The sequence below is a fragment of the Aliiroseovarius sp. xm-d-517 genome (assembly GCF_013283135.1).
Lineage (GTDB): Bacteria > Pseudomonadota > Alphaproteobacteria > Rhodobacterales > Rhodobacteraceae > Aliiroseovarius > Aliiroseovarius crassostreae.
The window spans coordinates 312,158-333,912 of sequence record NZ_WBXT01000001.1 but is presented as its reverse complement, the minus strand read 5'-3'; the positions used below and the strand labels follow the sequence as shown (position 1 = coordinate 333,912).

Sequence of the window (21,755 nt, the reverse complement as noted above, 5' to 3'; positions counted from 1 at the left end):
CGGTGAAATCACCGCGCTCTTCAGATTCTCAACATTTACCGTCAGGGGCTGGGCCCAGCGCCTGCCTTTTTTGTTGCAGGCTCGTATAGCAAGTATTTTCGATTGCAATACACAAAGGAAAGCCAAATAACTTGCATTTAACAAAGGCAAGCAATATAACTTGCATATGACACAGATTGCCGTCCTCACCGGAGACATCGTGAACTCCTCCGCGCTCTCATTGAAAGAGTTGGACCTGGCATTGGAGACATTGAATTTAGCAACCAAGTGCTTTTCTGACTGGCCAACAGAGTCTCCCCCTCTCACGACAGCTTTTGCCCGACGCGGCGGTGACAGTTGGCAAACCATTCTGGAAACCCCGAAACTTGCTTTGCGTGCGGCCTTGTTCCTGCGCGCCACTCTTATGGGCGCAGGCCCCTTCCAAACCCGTATTGCCATTGCGACCGGGGAAGGATCGCTCACCGATAAAGCGATGAAAGACCCGAATTATGGCCACGGCCCGGCATTCACACATTCCGGGCGCTTGCTCGAAAAACTTCCCCGTAACAGCCTGATGCAGCATGCGGATGGCGGGCCACTCTCTGCCGCCTATCTGCTGGCAGATCATATCTCGCGGGAATGGACACAGGCGCAGGCCGCCACGATGGCCCTTGCCCTCGCGCCAACACGCCGAACGCAACAGGACATCGCCGAGCACCTCGGCATTTCACGTCAGGCCGTGGCACAATCCCTGAAGTCGGCAGGCTATACCGCCATAAACGCCGCGCTTGAGCTGATCGAAACAGACCCGCCCGAAAGACATCACGATGCTTGAAACCTTCCTGGCCCTTCTCATCGCTCATCTGCTCGCCGACTTCGTGTTTCAAACCAACGCGATGGTGCGCGAGAAGCGGCGGCTGGATGTGTTTGCCTCTCATATCGCGGTGGTCGGAGCGGCCAGCCTGTTTGCGCTGGGGGGCGATTGGCAGCCTGCGCTGGGGATCACCGTGGCCCATGCGATCATTGATACGCTCAAAACCTACGCCCTGCCGGCCCGGCAGGCCGCACGGCTTTGGGCCTTCCTCATGGACCAGATCGCGCATTTGGCCACGATCTTCTGGGTGGCGCTCCTCTGGCCGCTCTCCTTCGTGCATGGGATCTGGGGCTTTGCCACGCCCTATATGGCGGGGCCAGCCATCCTGATCGCAGGCTTTCTGATTGCCACCTTCATGGGTGGGCCGATTGTGGGGGGCCTCATGCGTGGCTTCCCGCAAAGCTTTGCCATTCAGGGGTTGAAAAATGCAGGGCGCATGATTGGCCTGCTTGAGCGCATCTTCGTCTTTTTCCTGATCCTGTTTGACAGCCCGATCGGCATCGGCTTCCTGCTCACCGCAAAATCGGTTCTGCGCTTTGACACCACCCGCAAGGGGCAACGGGCCTCTGAGTATGTGATTATCGGCACGCTGGCCTCATTTGGATGGGCGATGGGGGTGGCTTTCCTCACAAAAGAGGCATTGGCGCTTCTCACCCCTTGAGACATTCCGAATAACACCCTAAATTTGTCAGGCTCACCAGATTGGGCACAAAGGAGCACAACATGTTCGGCATCCCCGGCAAACAGGCCCTGACCATGACGGATCGGGCCGCTAAGCAGATCTCCAAACTGATGGAGAAAGAAGGCCATACCGGTCTGCGCATCGGCCTGAAAAAGGGCGGCTGTGCGGGGATGGAATACACGATGGATTATGTGGATCAGGCCGATCCCCATGACGAGGTGGTCGAACATAACGGGGCGCGCATCCTCATTGCCCCCACCGCACAGATGTTCCTGTTCGGCACCGAGATTGACTATGAAACCGGTCTTCTGGAAAGCGGCTTCAAGTTCAACAACCCCAATGTGGACGAGGCCTGTGGCTGCGGGGAATCGGTGACGTTCAAAAGCGTCGAAGAATTGACCGAAGCCTTCCCGAACGGGGTGCCGAAGCTGGGATAGCTCCGGCCAGGTTTGCTCACCAGAATATCAGCCGGGTCCGGGGCGTCAGCGCCCCGTCACCAGTCTTCACCCCACCAGATCTTCGCGCCGGAAGGCCGGGAACACGGGCAACGACGGTTCTGAGGCAATTGCCGGGTCTCCATCGCCCCTCCAAAGAGCGCAAACGACAGCCAGAACCAGCGCCCCCTCTTCGGTTGCCAGCTTATAGGCATCAGACACGGCACCGCCGGTGGTAATCACATCTTCAATGAACGTGACCTTCCGGCCGCCAACATCCTGCCCCTCAATGGCTTTGCAGGTGCCATATGTCTTTGCTTCTTTGCGGATAAATGCAGCGGGCAATCCGGTTTCCAGCGAGATGGCTGTTACCAAGGGCACGCCCCCCAGCTCCAACCCGGCAACAATCTCGGTCCCGGCGGGCAACAAGCTGGCCATTTCCTTTGCCAGAGGCCTGAGGATCTCGGGCTTTCCCTCAAATCTGTATTTGTCAAAATACTGATGAGACACCTGCCCGGAGCGCAAAACAAACTCTCCTGTCAACGACGAGGCTTCAAAAATCTGTTTTGCGAGTTCAGATCTGGAGGTTTCTGCAGACATAGCTTTCCTTTACATAAACTTGAGGCATGTCCAGTTTTGTCAGATCACAGCAACAACTGAAAACGCCGATCACTCTTATATGATGCGCGGCATTTCCACATCACGCTATTTTAGATGAACTTGGTGCACGCCTCTGGTCAGCGGGCAGATGATGGCAAGCCAATATCATCTTACTGCCAAACCAAGCAACCTGTGTCCAAAATAGGTGGTTCAGGGGAGCAGCCCCTTGACGCCCCCTGCCCCAGCCCCGAAAACGGGACAAACAGTTTTGGAGGATCCGCGATGCGGCGTAAATTGGCAGCAGGCAATTGGAAAATGAACGGGCTGGGCAGCAACCTGGCGGAATTGGAAAAGCTGTCGGCGCATCATGCCCCCCCCTCCTGCGAGGTGCTGGTCTGCCCTCCCGCCACACTGATCTCTCGCGCCCGTGACGCGGCGGGCAGCCAGATTGCCATTGGCGGTCAGGATTGTCATGCAACCACCTCCGGCGCGCATACCGGTGACGTCTCAGCCGAGATGTTGAAAGACGCAGGCGCCAGCCATGTGATCCTGGGCCATTCTGAGCGACGTGAAGATCATGGAGAAAGCGACACGGATGTGCGCAAAAAAGCCAGCGCGGCGACAGCGGTGGGCCTCAAGGTTGTGATCTGCGTCGGCGAAAGCCTGGACGAACGCGAAGCAAACAACACACTCGACATCATTGGCGGGCAATTGTCGGGCTCGATCCCCGATGAAGTCACCGGCGAAAACCTCATCGTGGCCTATGAACCGATCTGGGCAATTGGCACCGGCAAAGTGCCGACACTGGATCAGATCGGCGAGGTGCATGACTTTATCCGTGCCCGCCTGGAACGGCGCTTTGGCGAAGGCGTTGGCCGTTCCGCCCGTCTGCTCTATGGCGGTTCCGTCAAGCCGGACAACGCGGGTGAGATTTTTGCCGTTTCGAATGTGGATGGTGCGCTGGTCGGCGGGGCCAGCCTGAAGGCCGATGATTTCTCGGCAATCATATCTGCCCTGGAAAACGCCTGAAGCATCATGGAGTGAGGGGCTACGGCCCCTCTTTTCTTTTGCCTGCCGGGGAAAGACTTGCAGTCCCCGGAGCGCCACTAGGTGGTCTACAACAGAACAGGCGATACGACTGATACAGGGAAACGGAAGCTCGACATGAACCACGACGATCTGGTCACCTGGTCCACAAAAGCCGCCGAATGGGCGCGCGACTACCATCAGGGGCTGCGCGCACGCCCGGTGCGTCCGGACATCACGCCCGGCGCGTTTCTGGCACAAATCAACGCACCGGTGCCGGAACCCCCCGAACCGATCGAAACGATTTTTGACGATTTCACCCGGTTGGTGCCGGATGCGATGACCCATTGGCAGCACCCGCGCTTTTTCGCCTATTTCCCAGCTAATGCTGCCCCCGCCTCACTGCTGGCAGAACAACTGGCCAATGCCATGGCCTGTCAGGCGATGCTCTGGCAGACCGCCCCGGCCGCAAATGAGATGGAGGAGCTGGTGATCCGCTGGCTGCGCGACGGCATGGGCCTGCCCGAGGAGTTCACCGGCACCATTCACGACAGCGCCACCACCGCCACCTTTTGCGCCGTAACCACGATGCGCGAACTTGCCCTTGGTCATGAGGGCGTAAGCAAAGGGCTGGCCGGTGGCCCGACCCTGCGCATCTATGCCAGCGCCCAGACCCATTCGAGCGTCGACAAGGCGGTGCGCCTGTGCGGCATCGGGCAGGATAACCTTGTCAAGGTGCCCACCCTGCCCGACCACGCCACCTGGTCGATGGACCCGGCGGCGCTTGATGCGCTTATTCGCGCCGACCGTGACGCGGGCCGAAAACCGGCAGGCGTCGTGCTTTGTGTCGGGGGCACCTCGATCGGGGCCTGCGACCTGGTGGGCGACTGCATCAAGGTCGCGCATGCCCATGGCCTCACCGTGCATGTGGACGCGGCCTGGGCGGGATCCGCGATGATCTGCGAAGAATTCCGCACGCTTTGGGCAGGGATCGACGCCGCCGACAGCATTGTCTTCAACCCGCATAAATGGCTGGGCGCGCAATTCGATTGCGCAATCCAGTTTCTGCGGGACCCTGCCCCCCAGATCGGGGCCATGGGGCTGAGACCCGATTACCTGAAAACGCAGGGAACGGATGAGGTCGTGAATTACAATGAATGGACCCTGCCGCTGGGCCGCCGCTTCCGCGCCCTGAAGATCTGGTTCCTGTTGCGCGCCGAGGGCCTGACGGGCCTGCGCAGCCGCATTCGCAACCACGTCACCTGGGCAAAAGAAGCCGCGGAGGCCATCGCCAAACTGGACGGGTTCGAGATCACCACCCCGCCGATCCTCTCTTTGTTCACCTTCCAATATCAAGACGACGCCAAAACCGCAGCCCTTCTGGAGCGGGTGAATCGCGACGGGCGCATCTATCTGACCCAGACAAATCATGAGGGGAAATTTGTCATTCGTGTGCAGGTCGGCCAGTTCGATTGCCTGCGGGAGGATGTGATGATGGTGCCGAAAGTGCTCTCGGAACTTGCAATCGACCTCTAAGGCAAGGAAATCTTTACATGTTCATGAAATCCTGATGATCAGAACAGGTCATCAGGCGCAGGCGGGACTGTTTCCGGCATCCTGACAATGAGTTGATCAGGTTTGCCCACAAATCGCCTCGATTTTGCGCTAACATGAAAGGACCGGTCCCAAGGCGATAGGCCTTCATGTCCGACATTGCACAGAAAGTCACATCCAGAAGGATCCCGAACTCATGGCATTGAACCGTGCGTCAGGCACGGATCACGGACATTACAGGTCACGTCGCCCTGCACGAGATTGGTTGTGGGCGTGTTGCCGAGCAGTTTTTTGCAAACCCTTCGACACCCCGCATGAGCAGCATTTAAAGCGTTTCGGAATAACCATGTGTCGCAAGTTTATCCCGAAACCCTATAAGCAAGGGGTAGCGATATGGAGTTTGGAGAAGAATTCACATTTCAAGAATATGTCGCCGATGGTGTCGTGCATGGGCTGGGGGTGATTGCCGCCCTTGCTGGTGCCACCGGGTTAATTATCTGGGCGGCCCATGCCGGGCCAATGGGGCATTTGCCGCTGGTGGCCATTTACACCGCCGGATTGCTGGCCACGTTCCTGCTTTCAGCCGCCTATAACATGACCCTTCACCGCGAGGCCCGCGCCGTGCTGCGCCGCTTTGATCACGCTGCAATCTTCTTGATGATCGCCTGCTCCTACACCCCGCTTGCACTGATTGGCATTGGCGGCACCAACGGGGTGGCCCTGATGCTGGCAGTCTGGACCATCGCCGTGATCGGCATCACCCTGAAACTGTTCTTTTTTGGCCGGTTTGAACGGTTCACCTTTCAACTCATGCTGATGCAGGGCTGGCTTGCCGTTCTGGCCATAGGTCCGTTGATTGCCTCTTTCAGCCTTGGCGTCCTGATCCTGCTGGTCGGCGGCGGCGTGCTGTTCACATTGGGCACACTGTTTCACCTGCGTGATCACCTGCCTTTCAACCGCGCCATCTGGCACGGGCATGTCCTGATCGCCGCCGGGATGCATTATGTGGCCATGTTCATGATCTTGCGGGGTTAATCGTTACATTCCGTCGTGACAGCGTCCAATTGCGACATGAGATTATGACGCAAACGGAAAAGAATCACGTTCTGCACTCGTTTCTTATTGGAAACAGGGAGGACGAAATGGACAGCTTTAACTGGCTCATTTCCATTGTGGTTAGGACCATTGGCGCCGAACGGGGCCGGGCCGCACGTGGGCGACCGGGTGGCAGCTGAGCACGGGCCGCGACTTCTCCCGTGGCTTTGGCATTCCACACCAAAATACACTCTCTGAAAAATGGACCTTGATATGAGTTCACCTTCTGCCCGCCGTTCCGGCGGTCGCGCAGCCCGTAAAGCTTTGCGCGCAGCCCCCCTGACCGACGCAATCCGCCCCGTGCGCCCCGGAATGGAGGGCGGCACCTATCAACCGCTTTCCGATGCGGATGTGCTGCGCATCCACAACGCCGCCCTTGAGGCGCTGGAGACAATCGGCCTTGCCGATGCGCCCCCCAGTGGCATTGAATACATGACCAAAGCGGGGGCCATCCTGGGCGAAGACGGGCGTCTGCGCTTTCCGCGTGCTTTGGTAGAAGACAGCCTGGCCATGGCGGCAAAACAGATCACCCTGCATGGGCGCGATCCAAAACGTGATCTGGACCTGGGCGGCAACCGTGTCCATTACGGCACCGCAGGCGCTGCGGTCAGCATGGTGGATGCGCAGGGCCGCAACTACCGCGACAGCACCGTGCAGGACCTGCATGACGCGGCCCGTATCGCGGATCGTCTGGACAATATCCACTTCCTGCAACGCCCCATGGTCTGCCGTGACATCGCCGACAATTGCGAGATGGACCTGAATTCAATCTACGCCTGCGTGACCGGCACCACCAAACATATCGGCGTCTCTTTCACCGAACCGGATTTCGTGAAACCGGCCATGGAATTGCTGCACATGATGGCGGGCGGCGAAGAGAAATGGCGCGAGCGGCCCTTCGTGTCCAACTCCAACTGCTTTGTGGTGCCACCCATGAAATTTGCCACCGAAAGCTGTCAGGTGATGGAAGAGGTGATCAAGGCCGGTATGCCGGTGCTGCTGCTGTCTGCGGGCATGGCGGGCGCCACCGCCCCCTCGACCGTGGCAGGTGCCATTGTGCAGGCCACGGCCGAATGCCTCGCTGGTCTGGTCTATGTCAATGCCATCAAGCCCGGCCACCCGGCCATCATGGGCACCTGGCCCTTCGGTCTGGACCTGCGCACCGGTGCCATGTCGGTGGGATCAGGAGAGCAGGCCCTGCTGACTTCTGGATGTGCACAGATGCACCACTTCTACGGTCTGCCCGGCGGAGCAGCCGCTGGGGCATCAGACGCGAAACTGCCGGACATGCAGGCCGGCTGGGAACAGATGTGTTCCAATGTCACCGCCGGGCTGGCCGGTGTGAACATGGTCTATGAGGCGGCCGGCATGCATGCCTCATTGCTGGGGTTTTGCCATGAAAGCCTGATCCTTGGCGATGACCTGATTGGACAGGCCCAGCGCGTGGTGCGCGGGATCGAAGTGACGGATGAGACGCTTGCACTGGATCAGATCGCCTCGGTCTGCCTTGAGGGGCCGGGTCACTACCTTGGCACCCCACAGACCCTCAGCCGGATGCAGGCGGATTATGTCTATCCGACATATGGGGATCGGACCTCGCCCAAGGAATGGGCAGAGAATGACAAACCAGACCTGATCGCCAAAGCGACCGAACGCAAGGAGGCCATTCTGGCGGAGCCGTCGCAGGCCGCCCTGGATCCCGTGCTGGATGCGGAGATCCGGGCCAAATTCAACATTCACCTGAAAGGGTGATCTGACGCGCGCGGGCACACTCCCGCGCCTTTACGACCTGCCGGTCGACAGCCTTGGGCAGGGCCTCGCTTCGCTCGGGTCAGGGGCTTTGCCCCTCGCCTCTGCGCGGCTCACCCCAAGGTATTTTGGGCAAGAAAAAAGCGAAGGAACTACGATTTCGCCGCCTCGGCTTTTTCCTCCAGCTCCATCCATTCTTCTTCGGCGCTTGCGAGTTTTATCTGCCGTTCTGCCAACCCTTCCGAGGCTTTCTTGAACTTGATCGGCGCATCCGTGAAGAGGTTTGGATCCATCAGGAACTCTTCAAGTTTGGCAATCTCGGCCATCAGGCGGTCAATTTCATCGGGCAATGCCTCCAACCGGTGCTGTTCGGTAAAAGAGAGGCCGGTGGTTTGGGCAGCGGATTTTTCGGCTTTCGGCTTCTCAGCGGGCTTGGATTTTTTCTTTGCCGGCAACGCCGGGTCTTCTTCGCCCTTCTGCGCCTGATAATCAGACCAGCCTCCGGGGTAGATCGTCGCGCGCCCGTTGCCCTCCATCGCAATGGTGCGATGCGCCACTCGGTCCAGGAAATCCCGGTCGTGGCTCACCAGCAGCACCGTGCCGTCATACGACCCAAGAATGTCCTGCAACAGGTCGAGCGTTTCCACGTCAAGGTCGTTGGTCGGTTCGTCGAGCACCAGCAGGTTGGATTGCCGCGCCATGATCTTGGCCAATATCAGCCGCGCCTTTTCCCCGCCGGACAAGGACCTGACGGGTGCCCGGGCCTGCGCCTCATCAAAGAGAAATTCCTTGAGATAGCCCACAACATGTTTCGGATTTCCCCGCACCATCACCTGGTCGGCCTTGCCAGAGACGCGCATCTCCGGATCCCCGGTCAGGTTTTCCCACAGGCTGTCATCTTCCACCAGGGTCGAACGGTTCTGGTCAAACACCGCCATTTCAATGCCGGTCCCCAACGAGACAGAGCCGTCATCCGGGGTTTCCTGACCAATGAGCATTTTCAGAAGCGTGGTTTTGCCCGCGCCATTGGGTCCAACAAAGGCCACGCACTCACCGCGCATGACCCGCAGGTCAAATGGACGAAGAATCAGCTTGTCCCCGTAGGCCTTTGAAATACCTTGTGCTTCGATCACGCGACGGCCGGATTTCGGCCCTGCCTCAAGCACCATCTCAGCCGTGCCCTTGCGTTTGATCTGACCCGCGCGTTCGTCGCGAAGCTTGGCCAGTTCACGCAGCCGCCCCTGGTTGCGTTTGCGTCGCGCCGATATCCCTTCGACCGCCCAGCGCGCTTCGGATTTGATCTTGCGATTGAGCTTGTGGCGGCTCTGGTCTTCCTCTTCCCAGGTCTTGTCGCGCCAGGTTTCAAAATGCTCAAATCCCTTTTCCTGCCGACGCACCTGTCCGCGATCCACCCAAAGGGTCGCACGGGTAAGATTGCGCAGAAATGCGCGGTCGTGGCTGATCAGAACATAGCCTGCACGGGTGGAGTTTAGTTCGTCTTCCAGCCATTGAATGGCCTGAATATCGAGGTGGTTGGTCGGCTCATCCAGCAGCATCAGATCCGGGGCTTCGGCCAGCAGTTTCGCCAGCGCCGCCCGCCGGCGCTCTCCGCCAGAGGCGGTCCCTACCGGCGCTTCAAGGTTCATCTTCAACCCCTCGGCCACCCGCTCAACCAGATACTCCTCGCCGGGTTCCAGCCCGCTCACGGCAAAATCGCCCAATGTGGCAAAAGCAGACAGGTCCGGGTGCTGTTCCATATACCCCACGGACACCCCGGGCGACAGCACCCGCTCCCCCTGGTCCGGCTCAATCATACCGGCCATCACTTTCATCAAGGTGGATTTCCCTGACCCGTTGCGCCCGACCAGCGCCACACGATCTGCGGGCTGCACCACCAGATCAAGATCATCAAAAACAGGATCGCCCCCAAAGGTCAGCGAAATTCCGGACATTTGCAAAAGAGGTATACGTGCCATGAGGAGGAGTTAGGCGGCCTGATGCGACAGGTCAACGCCAAAGCCGCAGCAGAAACCACCTCCGCCTATTTTCTGGTCAAAAATATCCTGGGGTGAATGACGCAGTCAGAGGGGCAAAGCCCCTTCCCTACCCGTCCTGTGTCAAAGCCCGCAGCAGGCGTGCCCGACCGGGGGGGATGGCGGCAATTTCCACCCCGGTGAACACATGCAACGTGTTCAGGTCACGATCCACAACCGCGTGATCACTGACCCACCCTCCCATACTCAGATAGCTGCGCAGCAAGGGGGGCATCAGCCGCAAAGCCTGGTTTCGGTCGGGGGGCCGCCCACCCGGATCGTCCTTGGCAAACGGCACCACTTCGGGGGCCTTGCGTCGGGGGGCATGCTGGGCCGGGGCCAGATGGGCCTGGCGCAAAACCCCAAAGACATCAAGGTAGCGCACCACGTCTGTTCCTTCAAAAGAGCTGCACCCGAACAGCAGTCCAATCCTTTCCGCATCCACCACCCGCGTGATCTCACCCCAGGCCAGGCGCAGGATATCCGCCCCATCCGCCTCCTCCACCCCGTCGGGAGCAATGCAGAACCGGCCCAGTTCCAGCAATGGCTTCGAATAGGTCGACAGCGCGGACAGGTCGTAATATTGCGCGGAATAGCTCCGCGCGATCTCGGCCCCGGAGGCAAGCGGCAACAGGCGAAAACAGGCCATCAACGCCCCATCCTCCATCCGTTCGATCAACACGTGGCGACAATGCGCGTCAAACGCGTCATGGTCACGGGGTTCCTGCCCGGAGGGATCGGGTTGGTTGGCCTGCCCGGCACGGAAACACCGAAACCGCAGCTTTTGCGCTGCAATCCGATCCCCCTCCCCATCGGCCAGACGCACCCGGTAACGGGGGGCACACGTTTTCGGCATCCTTGTTTCTCCGCCCTTGGCGCCATCCCGCGCGCACCCTAACTATTGGCTCTACCGGTCTGCTCGCTGGCACAATTATGTGACAGCAGTATGACCCTTGCCTGATCCAACCATATTGGATGAGATCAAGAAAAGCGAAAAGGGAGAGGCGACATGACCAAAGTGACCAAAACCGACGAGGAATGGCGCGCCGAGCTGCAAGACGAACTGACCTTTCAGGTCACACGAAAGGCCGCCACGGAACGCGCCTACTCGCATCCCGGCTTTCCCGAGGGCGACGGTGTCTTTCACTGCGTCTGCTGCGGGGCCGCCCTGTTTGACAAGGGGGAAAAGTTCGAAAGCCATTGCGGATGGCCCGCCTTTTCCGCCCCCCGTGACGACGCCCCGATTGGCGAAGAGGTTGACCACAGTTTCGGCATGACCCGCACCGAGGTGCATTGCGACGATTGCGGCGCCCATCTGGGGCATGTGTTCCCGGACGGCCCCGGCCCAAACGGCCTGCGCTATTGCATCAACGGGGTTTGCCTGAGTTTCGAACCCGGCACCGGGGCCAAAAAGGGCTGACACGCGTGCCAACAGGTATGCCCCCAACAGGCATGAAAACGCCCGGACGGTGATCCGGGCGATTTCATCTATCATCTTGCAAAAACCGGGTCAGTTCCCGCTGATAATATCCCCGACATTAAGCCGCCCGAGCGAGCCGAACAGCTGGCGCAGGAAGCCAACCCCGACGATCCCGGTTTCGGTCACACGCCGGTCCAGAACAACCACACGCCCATCTTCCAGGCCAAATCGCTCGATATTGGCGACCTTACCGGCGGTGTCATAGCTGATGGCCAGAACCTGACGGTCGATCTCTTTCGGTTCATTATAGGTGAAATGCTCAAACCGGCTCTGCACGTAATACCAGCCCCCGTCGGTCAACAGACCGCTGGTGCCCGGTTGTCCGACGGTTTCCGCCACGCTTTCACGGGTGTCGACACCCACCTGAAGGGCAGCAATATCCGTATCCGTCGGCATATAGCCGTGATTACGATAGGTCGCCGAGCAGGCCGCCACGGCGCCCGCCAGCAGCATTGCCAGCCCCACGCGCTTCAATTTTGACATTGGCCCCCCTCAAGACGCATCGCTAAATTTCACCAGACAGGGCTTGCGCAAACCGTCATCGGTTGGGCATGGTGACCAAACCGCGGGAAACCCGTCCGCAAACACCCTTGTAATACAGGTTTGTCTGCTCACAGGTCCTTATGGCATCTTGCGTTTTCCTACCTGTCTCGCGTATCGGCTTACCCTAGGATCGCAAAACGTTCAAGAAACATACATCATGACCCAGCCAAAAGACGCCCTTCCCTTCAGCCACCCGATCCGCGTTGCGGATCTGAGCCCACATGAGGCCACCGCCTTTGAGATCATCCCAAGCGAGGCGCAGTGCCGGGCGGTTGCGGCAGATATTGGCGTGCCCGCCCTGCGCAAAATCCGCTTTACCGGCACCCTCGCGCCGATGGGAAAACGCGACTGGAAAATGAAGGCGCGCCTTGGGGCCACCGTGACACAGGACTGTGTTGTCACCCTGGCGCCTGTCACGACCCGGATCGAAGACGAGGTCAGCCGCCACTGGATTGCAGGGCTGGTCACGGCCCCGGAAGGTGACGAGGTGGAGATGCCCGATGACGTCACCCAGGAACCGCTTGGTACGGAGATTGATCTGGGCGAGGTGCTGGTCGAGGCGCTGGCGCTGGCGCTGCCGCTTTACCCGCGCGCCGAGGGGGCCGCACTTGAAACTCAGAATTTCACCGAACCGGGCAACACTCCGATGACGGATGAGGCGGCACGGCCTTTTGCGGGGCTTGCCGGGTTGCGGGACAAGCTGTCAGGCGAATCTGACCCATCCGACAACTGATCCAACAGGCCCGATCCGCAGTCGGATCAAGCGGTCAGTTCCCCCCGGGACACCCGTCCCGGGCCACGCGCTTTCAGTCGATTTCACCTTTTGCACCATTCCCCCTTGCAACATGACAGAAAATACGTATTTTCGCGGCTTCTTTCTGCAAGATGAGTTGGACAGCGCCCGCGAGATCGCGTATGACGCGCCGAGACTCAGGAAACTGAACATGAACATGGGCGTGATTGCCCCCGATTAAACCCGGGCCCCGCGCCCCCAAACCAAAGGTTGAGACGATGGCTGTCCAACAGAACAAAGTTTCGAAATCGCGCCGCAACAACCGCCGCGCACATGACGCTCTGGTTGCTGCTAACCCGAACGAATGCACCAATTGCGGCGAGCTGAAGCGCCCGCACCACGTCTGCCCCTCCTGCGGTCACTATGACGACCGTGAAGTGGTGGCCATGGCTGGCGAAGCTGACTTCGACGACGAAGACGCAGCGTAAGGCTCTTGCCCTCTTGGGGCGGGCATGTCAGGAAAGTCCCTAAAGCACGGGTGGCCCACAGGCAGGGCCCCAGCGCCCAAGGGACAATTAAGAATGACAAGCAACGCCCCGAAACGCACCATTATTTCGATCGACGCCATGGGCGGCGATCGTGGGCCGGCAGCCGTGGTTGCCGGCCTTGCGCTGTCTGCAGAGAAGAACCCGGATATCGGGTTTCTTCTGCATGGCGACAAACCCACCCTTGAACCGTTGATTGCGCGCGAAGCCAATTTGCAGGGCCGGGTGGAAATCCGTCACACCCAGGAAGTGGTGACGATGGATGCCAAACCGTCCTATGTCATGCGCAATGGCAAAGAGACCTCAATGTGGGCCACCATTGATGCGGTGCGCAACCACGAAGCGGATGTGGCGGTCAGCTGCGGCAACACCGGCGCGCTGATGCTTCTGTCGATGGTCCGCCTGCGCAAGCTGCCCGGGGTGAACCGCCCTGCGATTGCCTGCCTCTGGCCCTCGCGCAATCCCGGCGGGTTCAACATCATGCTGGACGTTGGGGCCGATATTCGCGCCGACGACACCGATCTTCTGCAATATGCAATGATGGGCGCGTCCTATGCGCGCAACGGTTTGGGCATCGCCCGCCCGCGCATCGGCCTGCTGAATGTCGGCACGGAAGAGCACAAGGGACACCCGGTTCTGAAATCGGCCCATGAGCTGATCACCAACGCGGCAGAGGATGCGAATATCGAGTTTGTCGGCTTTGTCGAAGGCGTCGATATCCCCTCGGATCAGGTGGATGTGATCGTCACGGACGGGTTCACCGGGAATGTGGCGCTGAAAACCGCCGAAGGCACGGCCAACCTGATGGCAGGCTTTATTCGTGAAAGCTTCACCGAGACCGTTCTGGCCAAGCTGACCGCGCTGATCGCCAAGGCGTCGCTGGGGCGGCTCAAGCTGCGCATGGACCCGCGTCGCGCCAATGGCGGCGTGTTCCTCGGCCTCAACGGCACGGTTGTGAAAAGCCATGGATCGGCGGATCCGGTGGCCATTTCATCAGCCGTCAAACTGGCCTTCACGCTGGCCCGGTCGGGCTTCAACCAGAAACTTGCCGCACGGGTTGCATCCTCGGGAACCCTACGTCAAGATGACATGTCAACGAAGGATGAAGAGCAGGCATGACAATTCGCGCGGTGGTCAAAGGCGTTGGGCATTATCTGCCCGAACGCGTGGTGGAAAACTCCTATTTTGAAGGCATTGTGGACACGTCCGACGAATGGATTCGGGCGCGTTCCGGCATTGAACGGCGCCGTTTTGCGGCAGAGGATGAGACCACATCGCAAATGGCTGCAAAGGCCGCGCGTGAAGCCCTCGCGGATGCCGGTCTGGACGCGGATGATATCGACGCCATTGTCGTGGCGACCTCCACCCCGGACCTGACCTTTCCCTCGGTTGCCACCATGGTGCAGAACGAGTTGGGCATGACCCGCGGCTTTGGTTTTGACGTGCAGGCGGTTTGCGCAGGGTTTGTCTTTGCGTTGACCAATGCCAATGCGCTGATCCTGTCCGGTCAGGCCAAACGTGTTCTGGTGATCGGGGCCGAAACCTTCTCGCGCATCCTTGACATGACGGACCGCGCCACCTGCGTGCTGTTTGGGGATGGCGCCGGGGCCCTGGTGCTGGAAGCGCAGGAGAGCAGCGGTGAAAACACGGATCGCGGCATCCTGTCCGCCGACCTGAATTCAGACGGGCGCATGCGCGAAATGCTTTATGTGGATGGCGGCGTCTCAACCACCCAGAAATCGGGCTTCCTGCGGATGCAGGGCAACCCCCTGTTCCGGCAGGCGGTCGGCAAACTGACCGAGACCGCCGAAGCCGCTTTGGGCAAGATCGGGTTCACCGATGATGACGTGGATTGGATTGTGCCGCACCAGGCCAATATCCGCATCATTCAGGGCACTGCGAAGAAAATGGGCGTACCGATGGACCGGGTGATTGTCACGGTCCAGGACCATGGCAACACCTCTGCCGCCTCGATCCCGCTGGCCCTTTACGAAGGGCGCAAGTCCGGAAAGATCAAAGAAGGGCAGCTTGTCGTGACCGAGGCAATCGGTGGCGGGCTTGCCTGGGGCGCGGTGGTCCTGCGCTGGTAACCGGCAGGCTTTTGCCTGCAAATCACGACACAAGCCATTGATTTTGGGGGTGCTTATTGACAGCCTCCCCCAAAGCACTCATTCTCTCTGCAACAACATTACAGGGGGACAAACGATGAGTGAAAAGACTTTGACGCGCATGGATCTGAGCGAAGCTGTATTCCGCGAAGTAGGACTGTCGCGCAATGAAAGTGCGCAGTTGGTGGAAAGTGTCCTGGGCCATATGTCCGACTCTCTGGTCAATGGTGAAAGCGTCAAGATCTCATCCTTCGGCACCTTTTCCGTTCGCGAAAAAGCTGCCCGTGTGGGTCGCAATCCGAAGACCGGAGAAGAGGTTCCGATCAGCCCACGCCGCGTGCTGACCTTCCGCCCGTCCCATCTGATGAAAGACCGTGTCACGGTCGGCAACAAGAGCTGATTATTTACGTGTTTTCAGGGGGATACCCCCCCTTTGTTTCTATTTTCCACTAAATATCCGGGCAAAACACCATGGACAAAAAGTCACCCGACGCCTTCCGGACCATCAGCGAGGTGGCCGACTGGCTTGGCGTGCCAACCCACGTCCTCCGTTTCTGGGAAAGCCGTTTTTCGCAGGTCAAACCGGTGAAGCGCGCGGGGGGGCGGCGGTATTACCGCCCCACGGACATGGCGCTTTTGGGCGGCATTCGCAAATTGCTGCACGAAGACGGGATGACCATTCGCGGCGTGCAGAAACTGCTGCGCGAACAAGGGGTCAAACATGTGGCCGCCATGTCCCCCCTGCTCGATTCGCCCCCCTTGCCGCAAAATGCCGAAGGCAACGTGGTCTCCTTTGATCCTGCCGAACGCGCCCGCGATGGGCAGCCTCAGCCAGATGAAGACGCAGCGACCACCCCGGATGTGGCCGCGCCTCCCGCAGAGGAAGTCGCAGATGCTGGCGTCTCCGAAACGGATGCTGACGCCCCCCCAGCGGACCCAACTGATCCGCTTGCCCCACTGCCACAGAAAGACCGCACCATCTCCGAAGCTCTGGAGAACGGGCCTAGCACTGCCCCGGCCCCAGAGGATCTCGTGGATGAGCCTGCAGCCCAGATCACGACAGCTCCTTCCACCATCCCTTCCACCTTGGAAGACGGGGAAGATGCGGACGTCGCTGAGGCGCCAACAGAGGTAACAACCGCCCCGGACACGACAGCACCGGCCGAAGCCATGCCTTCGCCGTCGGCTTTCACCGAAGAAGACACTCCAACCACACCGGCAGATCCCGCAACCGATCCGGTGCCCCCCCTCCCCGAGCAAATGCCGCCGGAAGAGAGCGCGACAAGCGCGCCTGCCGCAGAAACCGTCCCCGGAGAGGCCAGCCCCGAGGCGGAACAGCCTGTCGCCACAGAGGTTGCGCAGGAAGGCGAAGCGGTCGCCCCCCCCGCCAGCCCGCAACCGATGGATCTGTTCGGGTTTGCGGACACGCTTCCGGGCGAAGCGCCAGACGCAGGCCCGGCGGGCCCGACAGCCACTCTCCCGTCGGCCGGGGGGCAGGACCCTGCCCCAACCGCACCCACCGACAGCGAACCGGCCGCCACGGCTGAGGCGCTGAACGCCGAATTGCCCGACCTTGCGGATAATGCCCCCCTTCCCACCGACGCCGATTCCGATTTTGGCGCGGATGAAACACCTGTTGCCCCGACCCTCGAACAGCCCCCCGAACAGGACGCGGGGGACGACCTGTCCGAAGACGTGGCAGCAGTTGAGCATGCGCAAGAGGACACCGAGGCGGATCCCACCTCCCTCCCCCCGCTTCATTCTGAACCGGAGGAGCGCGTCGCGTCCCAGCCGGAAGAGATCCGGATGCCACCCGAATCTCCTGCTGAGCCAGACCTGCCGCCGCAGATCGACCTGTCCCATATTCCGGCCGACCCCGAAGGGGATGATCCTGAGGTGGACACCCCGCTGATCCTCACGCTCCGAGACATCGGAAAGCGCGGCACAGATGTGCATCTGCCGGTTTTACAGGCCCTTGCGGATCAACTGGACGCTCTGCTTGCGCAGATGGACCGATCAAACAAGCGCTGAACAAAAGAAGTGGGGACAATGGTGACTTTCCTGCGTTTTCCGGCTTGCCCCGCCCGTGAAAATCACTATGTAAGGGCCTCAGTCGGGCTATGGCGCAGCCTGGTAGCGCGTCCGTCTGGGGGACGGAAGGTCGCAGGTTCGAGTCCTGCTAGCCCGACCAAAACACCCCGCCCCACCCGGCCCGAACGGGCATTGGTCAGGGGCATGAAAACAGCCCGCCCCTTCACTGAGGGGTGGGCGTTTTTGTATTCGGGGTTCAGGGAAACGATGGGAGGATTGCGATGACACCGGGTGTTCTGGCAGATGCGCAGATCAGGCAAATGATCACCGATGGGGCCATCTCGGCTGCCTCTCCTATTCTGAACGACCAGATCCAGCCCGCCAGCCTTGATCTGCGGCTGGGAGAGCGGGCCTATCGCGTGCGCGCCTCGTTCCTGCCGGGACTGGGACGCACCGTGGCGGACCGACTGGACGATCTGACCATGCATGAAGTGCCCCTGACCGGCGGCGCCGTTCTGGAAAAGGGCTGTGTTTATGTGGTGCCGTTGATGGAACGCCTGTCCTTGCCTGCGGGGATGACCGGGGCGGCCAGCGCCAAATCCTCAATCGGGCGCCTTGATATGATGACCCGGGTGATCACCGATCAGGGGATCGAGTTTGATCGCGTTCCCGATGGGTATGAAGGCCCGCTTTATGCCGAAATCTGTCCCCAGAGCTTTTCGGTGGTGGCCCAGCCCGGCCAGTTGCTGACACAGATCATCTTTCGGCAGGGCCGCACATTCCTGTCTGATGAGGAGCTGCGCAAGGTCCATGCCGAGACGCCAATTGTTTCCGGGGACCCGGTGATTTCCGATGGGCTGGGGTTTTCGGTAGACCTGAAACCACGTTCCGGTGACCTTGTGGGCTATCGCGCCAAGCGGCATTCCGGTGTGGTGGATCTGTCCAAGCTCAACCATTACGACCCGGCGGAATACTGGGAAGAGGTGCGCACCACCAAAGGGCAGATCATCCTTGATCCGGGAGCGTTTTACATTCTGGTCAGCCGGGAGGCGATTGCGATCCCCCCCAATTGTGCTGCGGAAATGGCCCCCTATCTTGCCATGGTGGGGGAGTTCCGGGTGCATTATGCCGGTTTCTTTGATCCCGGTTTTGGCTTTGATGCTGCGGGCGGATCAGGATCACGCGGGGTTCTGGAAGTGCGCTGCCATGAGGCGCCTTTTGTGCTGGAACATGGGCAGGTCGTGGGACGGCTGGTGTATGAGCGCATGTCACAGACACCTGAGGCGCTTTATGGGGTTGATATCAAATCAAACTACCAGGGACAGGGCCTGAAACTGTCCAAACATTTCAAGGCAAAATGACGTAGAGGGCCAAGGGGCGCTGCCCCTCGCCTCGTTGAGGCTCACCCCGGGATATTTCCAACCAGAAAATGAGAGCGGCGACTGGATGCCGGTTCCGTTTCCAGTGGCGGCGGCGCTTGTGTAAAGCGTTTCGGCCTCTCAGAACAGTTTGCGGGTGATGCGGGCGCTTTGCCGGGCCTTTCGGGCCATCTGGCGGGCCTGCCGGGCGCGTCTGCGCTCTTCAGGGGTCATGTCTTCGTTTGTCGGGGCCTCATCACGGCCAGATCGTTTGGCGGCATAATCAATTCCGGCCTCGACCCCTTTGTTGATCAACTGGCCCAGAACCCGGCGAATGATCATGTTGATAATGCTGTTGAGGTTCATGTCTGTCTTTCCCATCTGCGCGCAAGGGTAATATAACATGTCATTGCGGCGATTTCAGGATGCGGGCAAAATTAATCTTCGAACAGTTCGCTCTGGCCGCTGGTTGGTTCGTCATCCTCGTCATCATGGTCCGGGCCGGGCATCATGCCAGGGGGCGGGCGGCTTTCGAGAAGGCCTGCGGCGCGCAGCTCTTTCAGCCCCGGCAGGTCGCGGGCGCTTTCCAGTCCAAAATGGTCCAGGAAATGCGGCGTGACCACAAACGTAACAGGGCGACCCGGCGTCATGCGGCGGCGACCAAAACGGATCCATTCCATTTCGATCAACTGGTCAATCGTTCCCCGGGAGACGGAAACGCCCCGGATCTCCTCAATTTCGGCCCGGGTGGCGGGCTGGTGATAGGCAATGATGGCCAGGGTTTCGATCGCGGCACGGCTGAGTTTTCGCACCTCAATCGTTTCTTTTTGCATCAGATGTCCCAGATCAGGGGCGGTTCGGATTGCCCAGGCATCGCCCACACGCACGACCCGCACACCGCGCCCTTCATAGCGTTTCACCAGATGGGCAAGCGCCTCGCCGGCGTCCGCCCCATGGGGCATGCGGCTTTCAAGTTCCGCCACGCTGACCGGTTCCCCCGAGGCAAACAGGATCGCTTCGACCATGCGTTCCTGCTCTCCCATCGGGGGGGCATCAAACAGGCTTTCTTCCTGAGTATCAACGACTTGCTCATTCATCACGATTTCCTGCGAATTTCGATCGGCGCAAATGTGTCGGGTTGGCGAATGTCGATCATTCCCCGTTTGGCCAGTTCCAGTGAGGCGGCAAAATTGGCGGCGGTGGCCGAGCGGCGACGTTTGCCATCCAGCACCCAACCTTCGGGTAGATACGAGGACAGGTCGGTCCAGTCCCCCGCATAACCCACGAGGTCACGCATCCGTTCCAGCGCCTGTTCCATGGTCATCAGGCTTTCCCGATCCATGACAAAGGGGCGAAACTCGTCCTTGGTGCGGATCCGGGCATAGCCCTGCATCAGGTCAAGAAGCGTGGCTGTATAGGTCACGGTGCGAATGCGCGTCACATCCTCTGGCACACCACGGGCGAAGAAATCCCGCCCCAATTGGTCACGCGCCATCAGTTTGGCAGCGGCATCGCGCATGCCCTGCAACCGTTCCAGCTGAAACGCCAGATGCGCGGCGAGGTCCTCACCCGTCGGCCCTTCTTCGGTGGGGTCAGGGGGCAGAAGCAGACGGGATTTCAGAAAGGCCAGCCAGGCCGCCATCACAAGGTAATCCGCCGCCAGTTCAATGCGCAAATGGCGCGCTTTTTCGACAAACCCCAGATATTGCTCTGCCAGTTCAAGGATTGAAATCTGGCGCAGATCCACTTTTTGCGTGCGCGACAGGGTCAAAAGCAGGTCCAGCGGGCCTTCATACCCATCGACATCGACAATCAGTGCCTCCGCCGCGAGGCGGTCTGACACCGACATGACGTCTTCTGAAAATTCTTCCTGCTCCGCCATCTAGCGTGGGTTCTCTGCTGTTTCACCTGTCATCAGGTTCTGAAACTCGGCCTCCAGCGCCTCTATGTCAACCGCCATGGGCACGGCGCGCCAGGTCAGTGCCTTGTCGGCCCGCGTCTGCGCCCCCTCGGACATCTGGCCGGTGGCGTCCACAATCTCGGCCATTTCATCCTGATCCCCATTGCAGTGCAGGATCAGATCGCAGCCTGCGGCAAGGGCGCGGCGGGCGCGGAGCGACAGCGGCCCCTCGAGCGCCTGCATTGACAGATCATCCGTCATCAAAAGCCCGTCAAACCCGATATCCTTGCGGATCAGGTCAAGCATGATCGGGGATTGGGTGGCAGGCGCGGTCGGGTCGATATCCTCAAACACGATATGCGCAGTCATGCCGAGGGGCAGGTTCGAAACGCCTGAAAAGGCAAGGAAGTCCGTGTTGTGCAGCTCACGCGCATGGGTGGCAACATGGGGCAGGTCCAGGTGGCTGTCCATCGTGGCCCGCCCATGCCCCGGCAAGTGTTTCACCACCGGCAGCACCCCGCCCTCAAGCAAGCCCTGGGCCACGGCCTGTGCCCGCTCCACCACATGCACCACATCTTCGCCAAGGCAGCGATTGCGCAGGACGGGATGGGTGTCGGCAAAGGCAAGATCAACCACCGGGGCACAATTTCCGTCAATGCCAACGGAATAAAGTTCGTCTGCAATCAGGCGATAGCGCAGATACATGGCGCGTGTCGCGTTGCGTTTGTTGAACTGCGCCTGATCCAGCGCCGGGAGCCATTCCCGCCAATGGGGGGCAATCATGCGCGCAACCCGGCCACCTTCCTGATCAATGAAGACAGGGGCATTTCGACCGACCGCGCCACGCAGATCAGCCGTCAAAGCGCGCAGCTGATCAGGGCTGTCCACGTTTCGGGCAAACAGAATAAACCCCCAAGGCTGCGTTTTCTCAAAAAACCGGCGTTCCCCTTCGGACAGGGTCAGACCTGCGCAGCCGAAAATATAGGCGCCCTGCCGTGACATGACAGCTCCTTTAACTTCACCTTCCGGCA

At 60.0% G+C, this 21,755-nt stretch carries 23 protein-coding genes and 1 tRNA gene; 16 read left to right on the top strand and 8 right to left on the bottom strand.

Annotation, left to right across the window (positions count from 1 at the left end):
- Positions 1-166 precede the first annotated feature (166 nt).
- The 3 genes from XMD517_RS01585 (at position 167) to XMD517_RS01575 (ending at position 1,972) form a co-directional block, all read left to right on the top strand.
- Positions 167-814 (top strand): MarR family transcriptional regulator, encoded by a 648-nt coding sequence (locus XMD517_RS01585; RefSeq protein WP_173487321.1) that lies wholly within the window; start codon positions 167-169, stop codon positions 812-814.
- Positions 807-1,514 carry a DUF3307 domain-containing protein gene (locus XMD517_RS01580; protein ID WP_173487322.1) on the top strand — a complete coding sequence of 236 codons (708 nt, stop codon included), beginning with the start codon at positions 807-809 and terminating at the stop codon, positions 1,512-1,514. Before XMD517_RS01585 ends, XMD517_RS01580 begins: the two co-directional genes overlap by 8 nt.
- Before the next feature lie 62 nt (positions 1,515-1,576).
- Entirely contained in the window at positions 1,577-1,972 is a 396-nt protein-coding gene (locus XMD517_RS01575; RefSeq protein WP_173487323.1) for an iron-sulfur cluster assembly accessory protein, read from the top strand.
- A 66-nt stretch (positions 1,973-2,038) separates the two neighbouring features.
- Here XMD517_RS01575 and pyrE read toward each other — a convergent pair whose 3' ends face one another.
- On the bottom strand, positions 2,039-2,569 hold the full coding sequence (pyrE, locus tag XMD517_RS01570; protein ID WP_173487324.1) for an orotate phosphoribosyltransferase: 531 nt from the start codon (positions 2,567-2,569) through the stop codon (positions 2,039-2,041).
- Positions 2,570-2,851: 282 nt separating this feature from the next.
- Between pyrE and tpiA the strand changes: the two genes are divergently transcribed.
- The 4 genes from tpiA to XMD517_RS01550 all read left to right on the top strand — a co-directional run bounded on the left by tpiA (position 2,852) and on the right by XMD517_RS01550 (position 7,996).
- Positions 2,852-3,598: a triose-phosphate isomerase gene (gene tpiA, locus XMD517_RS01565; protein ID WP_173487325.1), complete on the top strand. Its 747-nt coding sequence runs from the start codon at positions 2,852-2,854 to the stop codon at positions 3,596-3,598.
- Positions 3,599-3,733: 135 nt separating this feature from the next.
- Positions 3,734-5,131: a pyridoxal-dependent decarboxylase gene (locus XMD517_RS01560; protein WP_173487326.1), complete on the top strand. Its 1,398-nt coding sequence runs from the start codon at positions 3,734-3,736 to the stop codon at positions 5,129-5,131.
- Between the two features lie 411 nt (positions 5,132-5,542).
- Positions 5,543-6,184, top strand: coding sequence for a hemolysin III family protein (locus XMD517_RS01555; protein WP_173487327.1), 642 nt, complete (start codon positions 5,543-5,545; stop codon positions 6,182-6,184).
- 273 nt (positions 6,185-6,457) lie between these two features.
- Positions 6,458-7,996, top strand: a complete 1,539-nt coding sequence (locus tag XMD517_RS01550) for a trimethylamine methyltransferase family protein (RefSeq protein WP_254449984.1) — start codon at positions 6,458-6,460, stop codon at positions 7,994-7,996.
- Between the two features lie 149 nt (positions 7,997-8,145).
- On the opposite strand, the gene XMD517_RS01545 is transcribed toward XMD517_RS01550, so the two are convergent.
- Both XMD517_RS01545 and XMD517_RS01540 read right to left on the bottom strand, forming a co-directional pair.
- Positions 8,146-9,969, bottom strand: a complete 1,824-nt coding sequence (locus XMD517_RS01545; RefSeq protein WP_173487329.1) for an ABC-F family ATP-binding cassette domain-containing protein — start codon at positions 9,967-9,969, stop codon at positions 8,146-8,148.
- Between the two features lie 127 nt (positions 9,970-10,096).
- Positions 10,097-10,882: a GNAT family N-acetyltransferase gene (locus XMD517_RS01540; protein ID WP_173487330.1), complete on the bottom strand. Its 786-nt coding sequence runs from the start codon at positions 10,880-10,882 to the stop codon at positions 10,097-10,099.
- 153 nt (positions 10,883-11,035) lie between these two features.
- Here XMD517_RS01540 and msrB point away from each other — a divergent pair, with 153 nt between their 5' ends.
- The gene (gene msrB / locus XMD517_RS01535; RefSeq protein WP_173487331.1) at positions 11,036-11,446 is read left to right on the top strand and encodes a peptide-methionine (R)-S-oxide reductase MsrB; all 411 of its coding nucleotides are present in this window, start codon (positions 11,036-11,038) and stop codon (positions 11,444-11,446) included.
- Between the two features lie 90 nt (positions 11,447-11,536).
- Here msrB and XMD517_RS01530 read toward each other — a convergent pair whose 3' ends face one another.
- Positions 11,537-11,989, bottom strand: a complete 453-nt coding sequence (locus tag XMD517_RS01530) for an outer membrane protein assembly factor BamE (RefSeq protein ID WP_173487332.1) — start codon at positions 11,987-11,989, stop codon at positions 11,537-11,539.
- 217 nt (positions 11,990-12,206) lie between these two features.
- Between XMD517_RS01530 and XMD517_RS01525 the strand changes: the two genes are divergently transcribed.
- From XMD517_RS01525 to XMD517_RS01490, 8 genes are all read left to right on the top strand, one after another.
- Complete coding sequence (locus tag XMD517_RS01525; RefSeq protein ID WP_173487333.1) at positions 12,207-12,782, top strand: DUF177 domain-containing protein; 576 nt, start codon at positions 12,207-12,209, stop codon at positions 12,780-12,782.
- Between the two features lie 278 nt (positions 12,783-13,060).
- Complete coding sequence (rpmF, locus tag XMD517_RS01520; RefSeq protein ID WP_055189173.1) at positions 13,061-13,270, top strand: 50S ribosomal protein L32; 210 nt, start codon at positions 13,061-13,063, stop codon at positions 13,268-13,270.
- Between the two features lie 93 nt (positions 13,271-13,363).
- Entirely contained in the window at positions 13,364-14,446 is a 1,083-nt protein-coding gene (gene plsX / locus XMD517_RS01515; RefSeq protein ID WP_173487334.1) for a phosphate acyltransferase PlsX, read from the top strand.
- The gene (locus XMD517_RS01510; protein WP_173487335.1) at positions 14,443-15,417 is read left to right on the top strand and encodes a beta-ketoacyl-ACP synthase III; all 975 of its coding nucleotides are present in this window, start codon (positions 14,443-14,445) and stop codon (positions 15,415-15,417) included. Before plsX ends, XMD517_RS01510 begins: the two co-directional genes overlap by 4 nt.
- A 115-nt stretch (positions 15,418-15,532) precedes the next feature.
- Complete coding sequence (gene ihfA, locus XMD517_RS01505) at positions 15,533-15,835, top strand: integration host factor subunit alpha (protein ID WP_173487336.1); 303 nt, start codon at positions 15,533-15,535, stop codon at positions 15,833-15,835.
- 71 nt (positions 15,836-15,906) lie between these two features.
- On the top strand, positions 15,907-17,466 hold the full coding sequence (locus XMD517_RS15645; RefSeq protein ID WP_254449795.1) for a MerR family transcriptional regulator: 1,560 nt from the start codon (positions 15,907-15,909) through the stop codon (positions 17,464-17,466).
- A gap of 83 nt (positions 17,467-17,549) precedes the next feature.
- Positions 17,550-17,626: transfer RNA gene (locus tag XMD517_RS01495), tRNA-Pro, on the top strand.
- Positions 17,627-17,747: 121 nt separating this feature from the next.
- On the top strand, positions 17,748-18,827 hold the full coding sequence (locus XMD517_RS01490) for a 2'-deoxycytidine 5'-triphosphate deaminase (RefSeq protein WP_173487337.1): 1,080 nt from the start codon (positions 17,748-17,750) through the stop codon (positions 18,825-18,827).
- A 138-nt stretch (positions 18,828-18,965) separates the two neighbouring features.
- On the opposite strand, the gene XMD517_RS01485 is transcribed toward XMD517_RS01490, so the two are convergent.
- From XMD517_RS01485 to XMD517_RS01470, 4 genes are all read right to left on the bottom strand, one after another.
- Positions 18,966-19,190, bottom strand: a complete 225-nt coding sequence (locus XMD517_RS01485; protein WP_173487391.1) for a hypothetical protein — start codon at positions 19,188-19,190, stop codon at positions 18,966-18,968.
- 71 nt (positions 19,191-19,261) lie between these two features.
- The gene (gene scpB, locus XMD517_RS01480; RefSeq protein ID WP_055189187.1) at positions 19,262-19,921 is read right to left on the bottom strand and encodes an SMC-Scp complex subunit ScpB; all 660 of its coding nucleotides are present in this window, start codon (positions 19,919-19,921) and stop codon (positions 19,262-19,264) included.
- Positions 19,921-20,673, bottom strand: coding sequence for a ScpA family protein (locus XMD517_RS01475; RefSeq protein WP_371732394.1), 753 nt, complete (start codon positions 20,671-20,673; stop codon positions 19,921-19,923). Before XMD517_RS01475 ends, scpB begins: the two co-directional genes overlap by 1 nt.
- A 33-nt stretch (positions 20,674-20,706) precedes the next feature.
- On the bottom strand, positions 20,707-21,726 hold the full coding sequence (locus XMD517_RS01470) for a glycoside hydrolase family 3 protein (protein WP_173487339.1): 1,020 nt from the start codon (positions 21,724-21,726) through the stop codon (positions 20,707-20,709).
- Positions 21,727-21,755 lie beyond the last annotated feature (29 nt).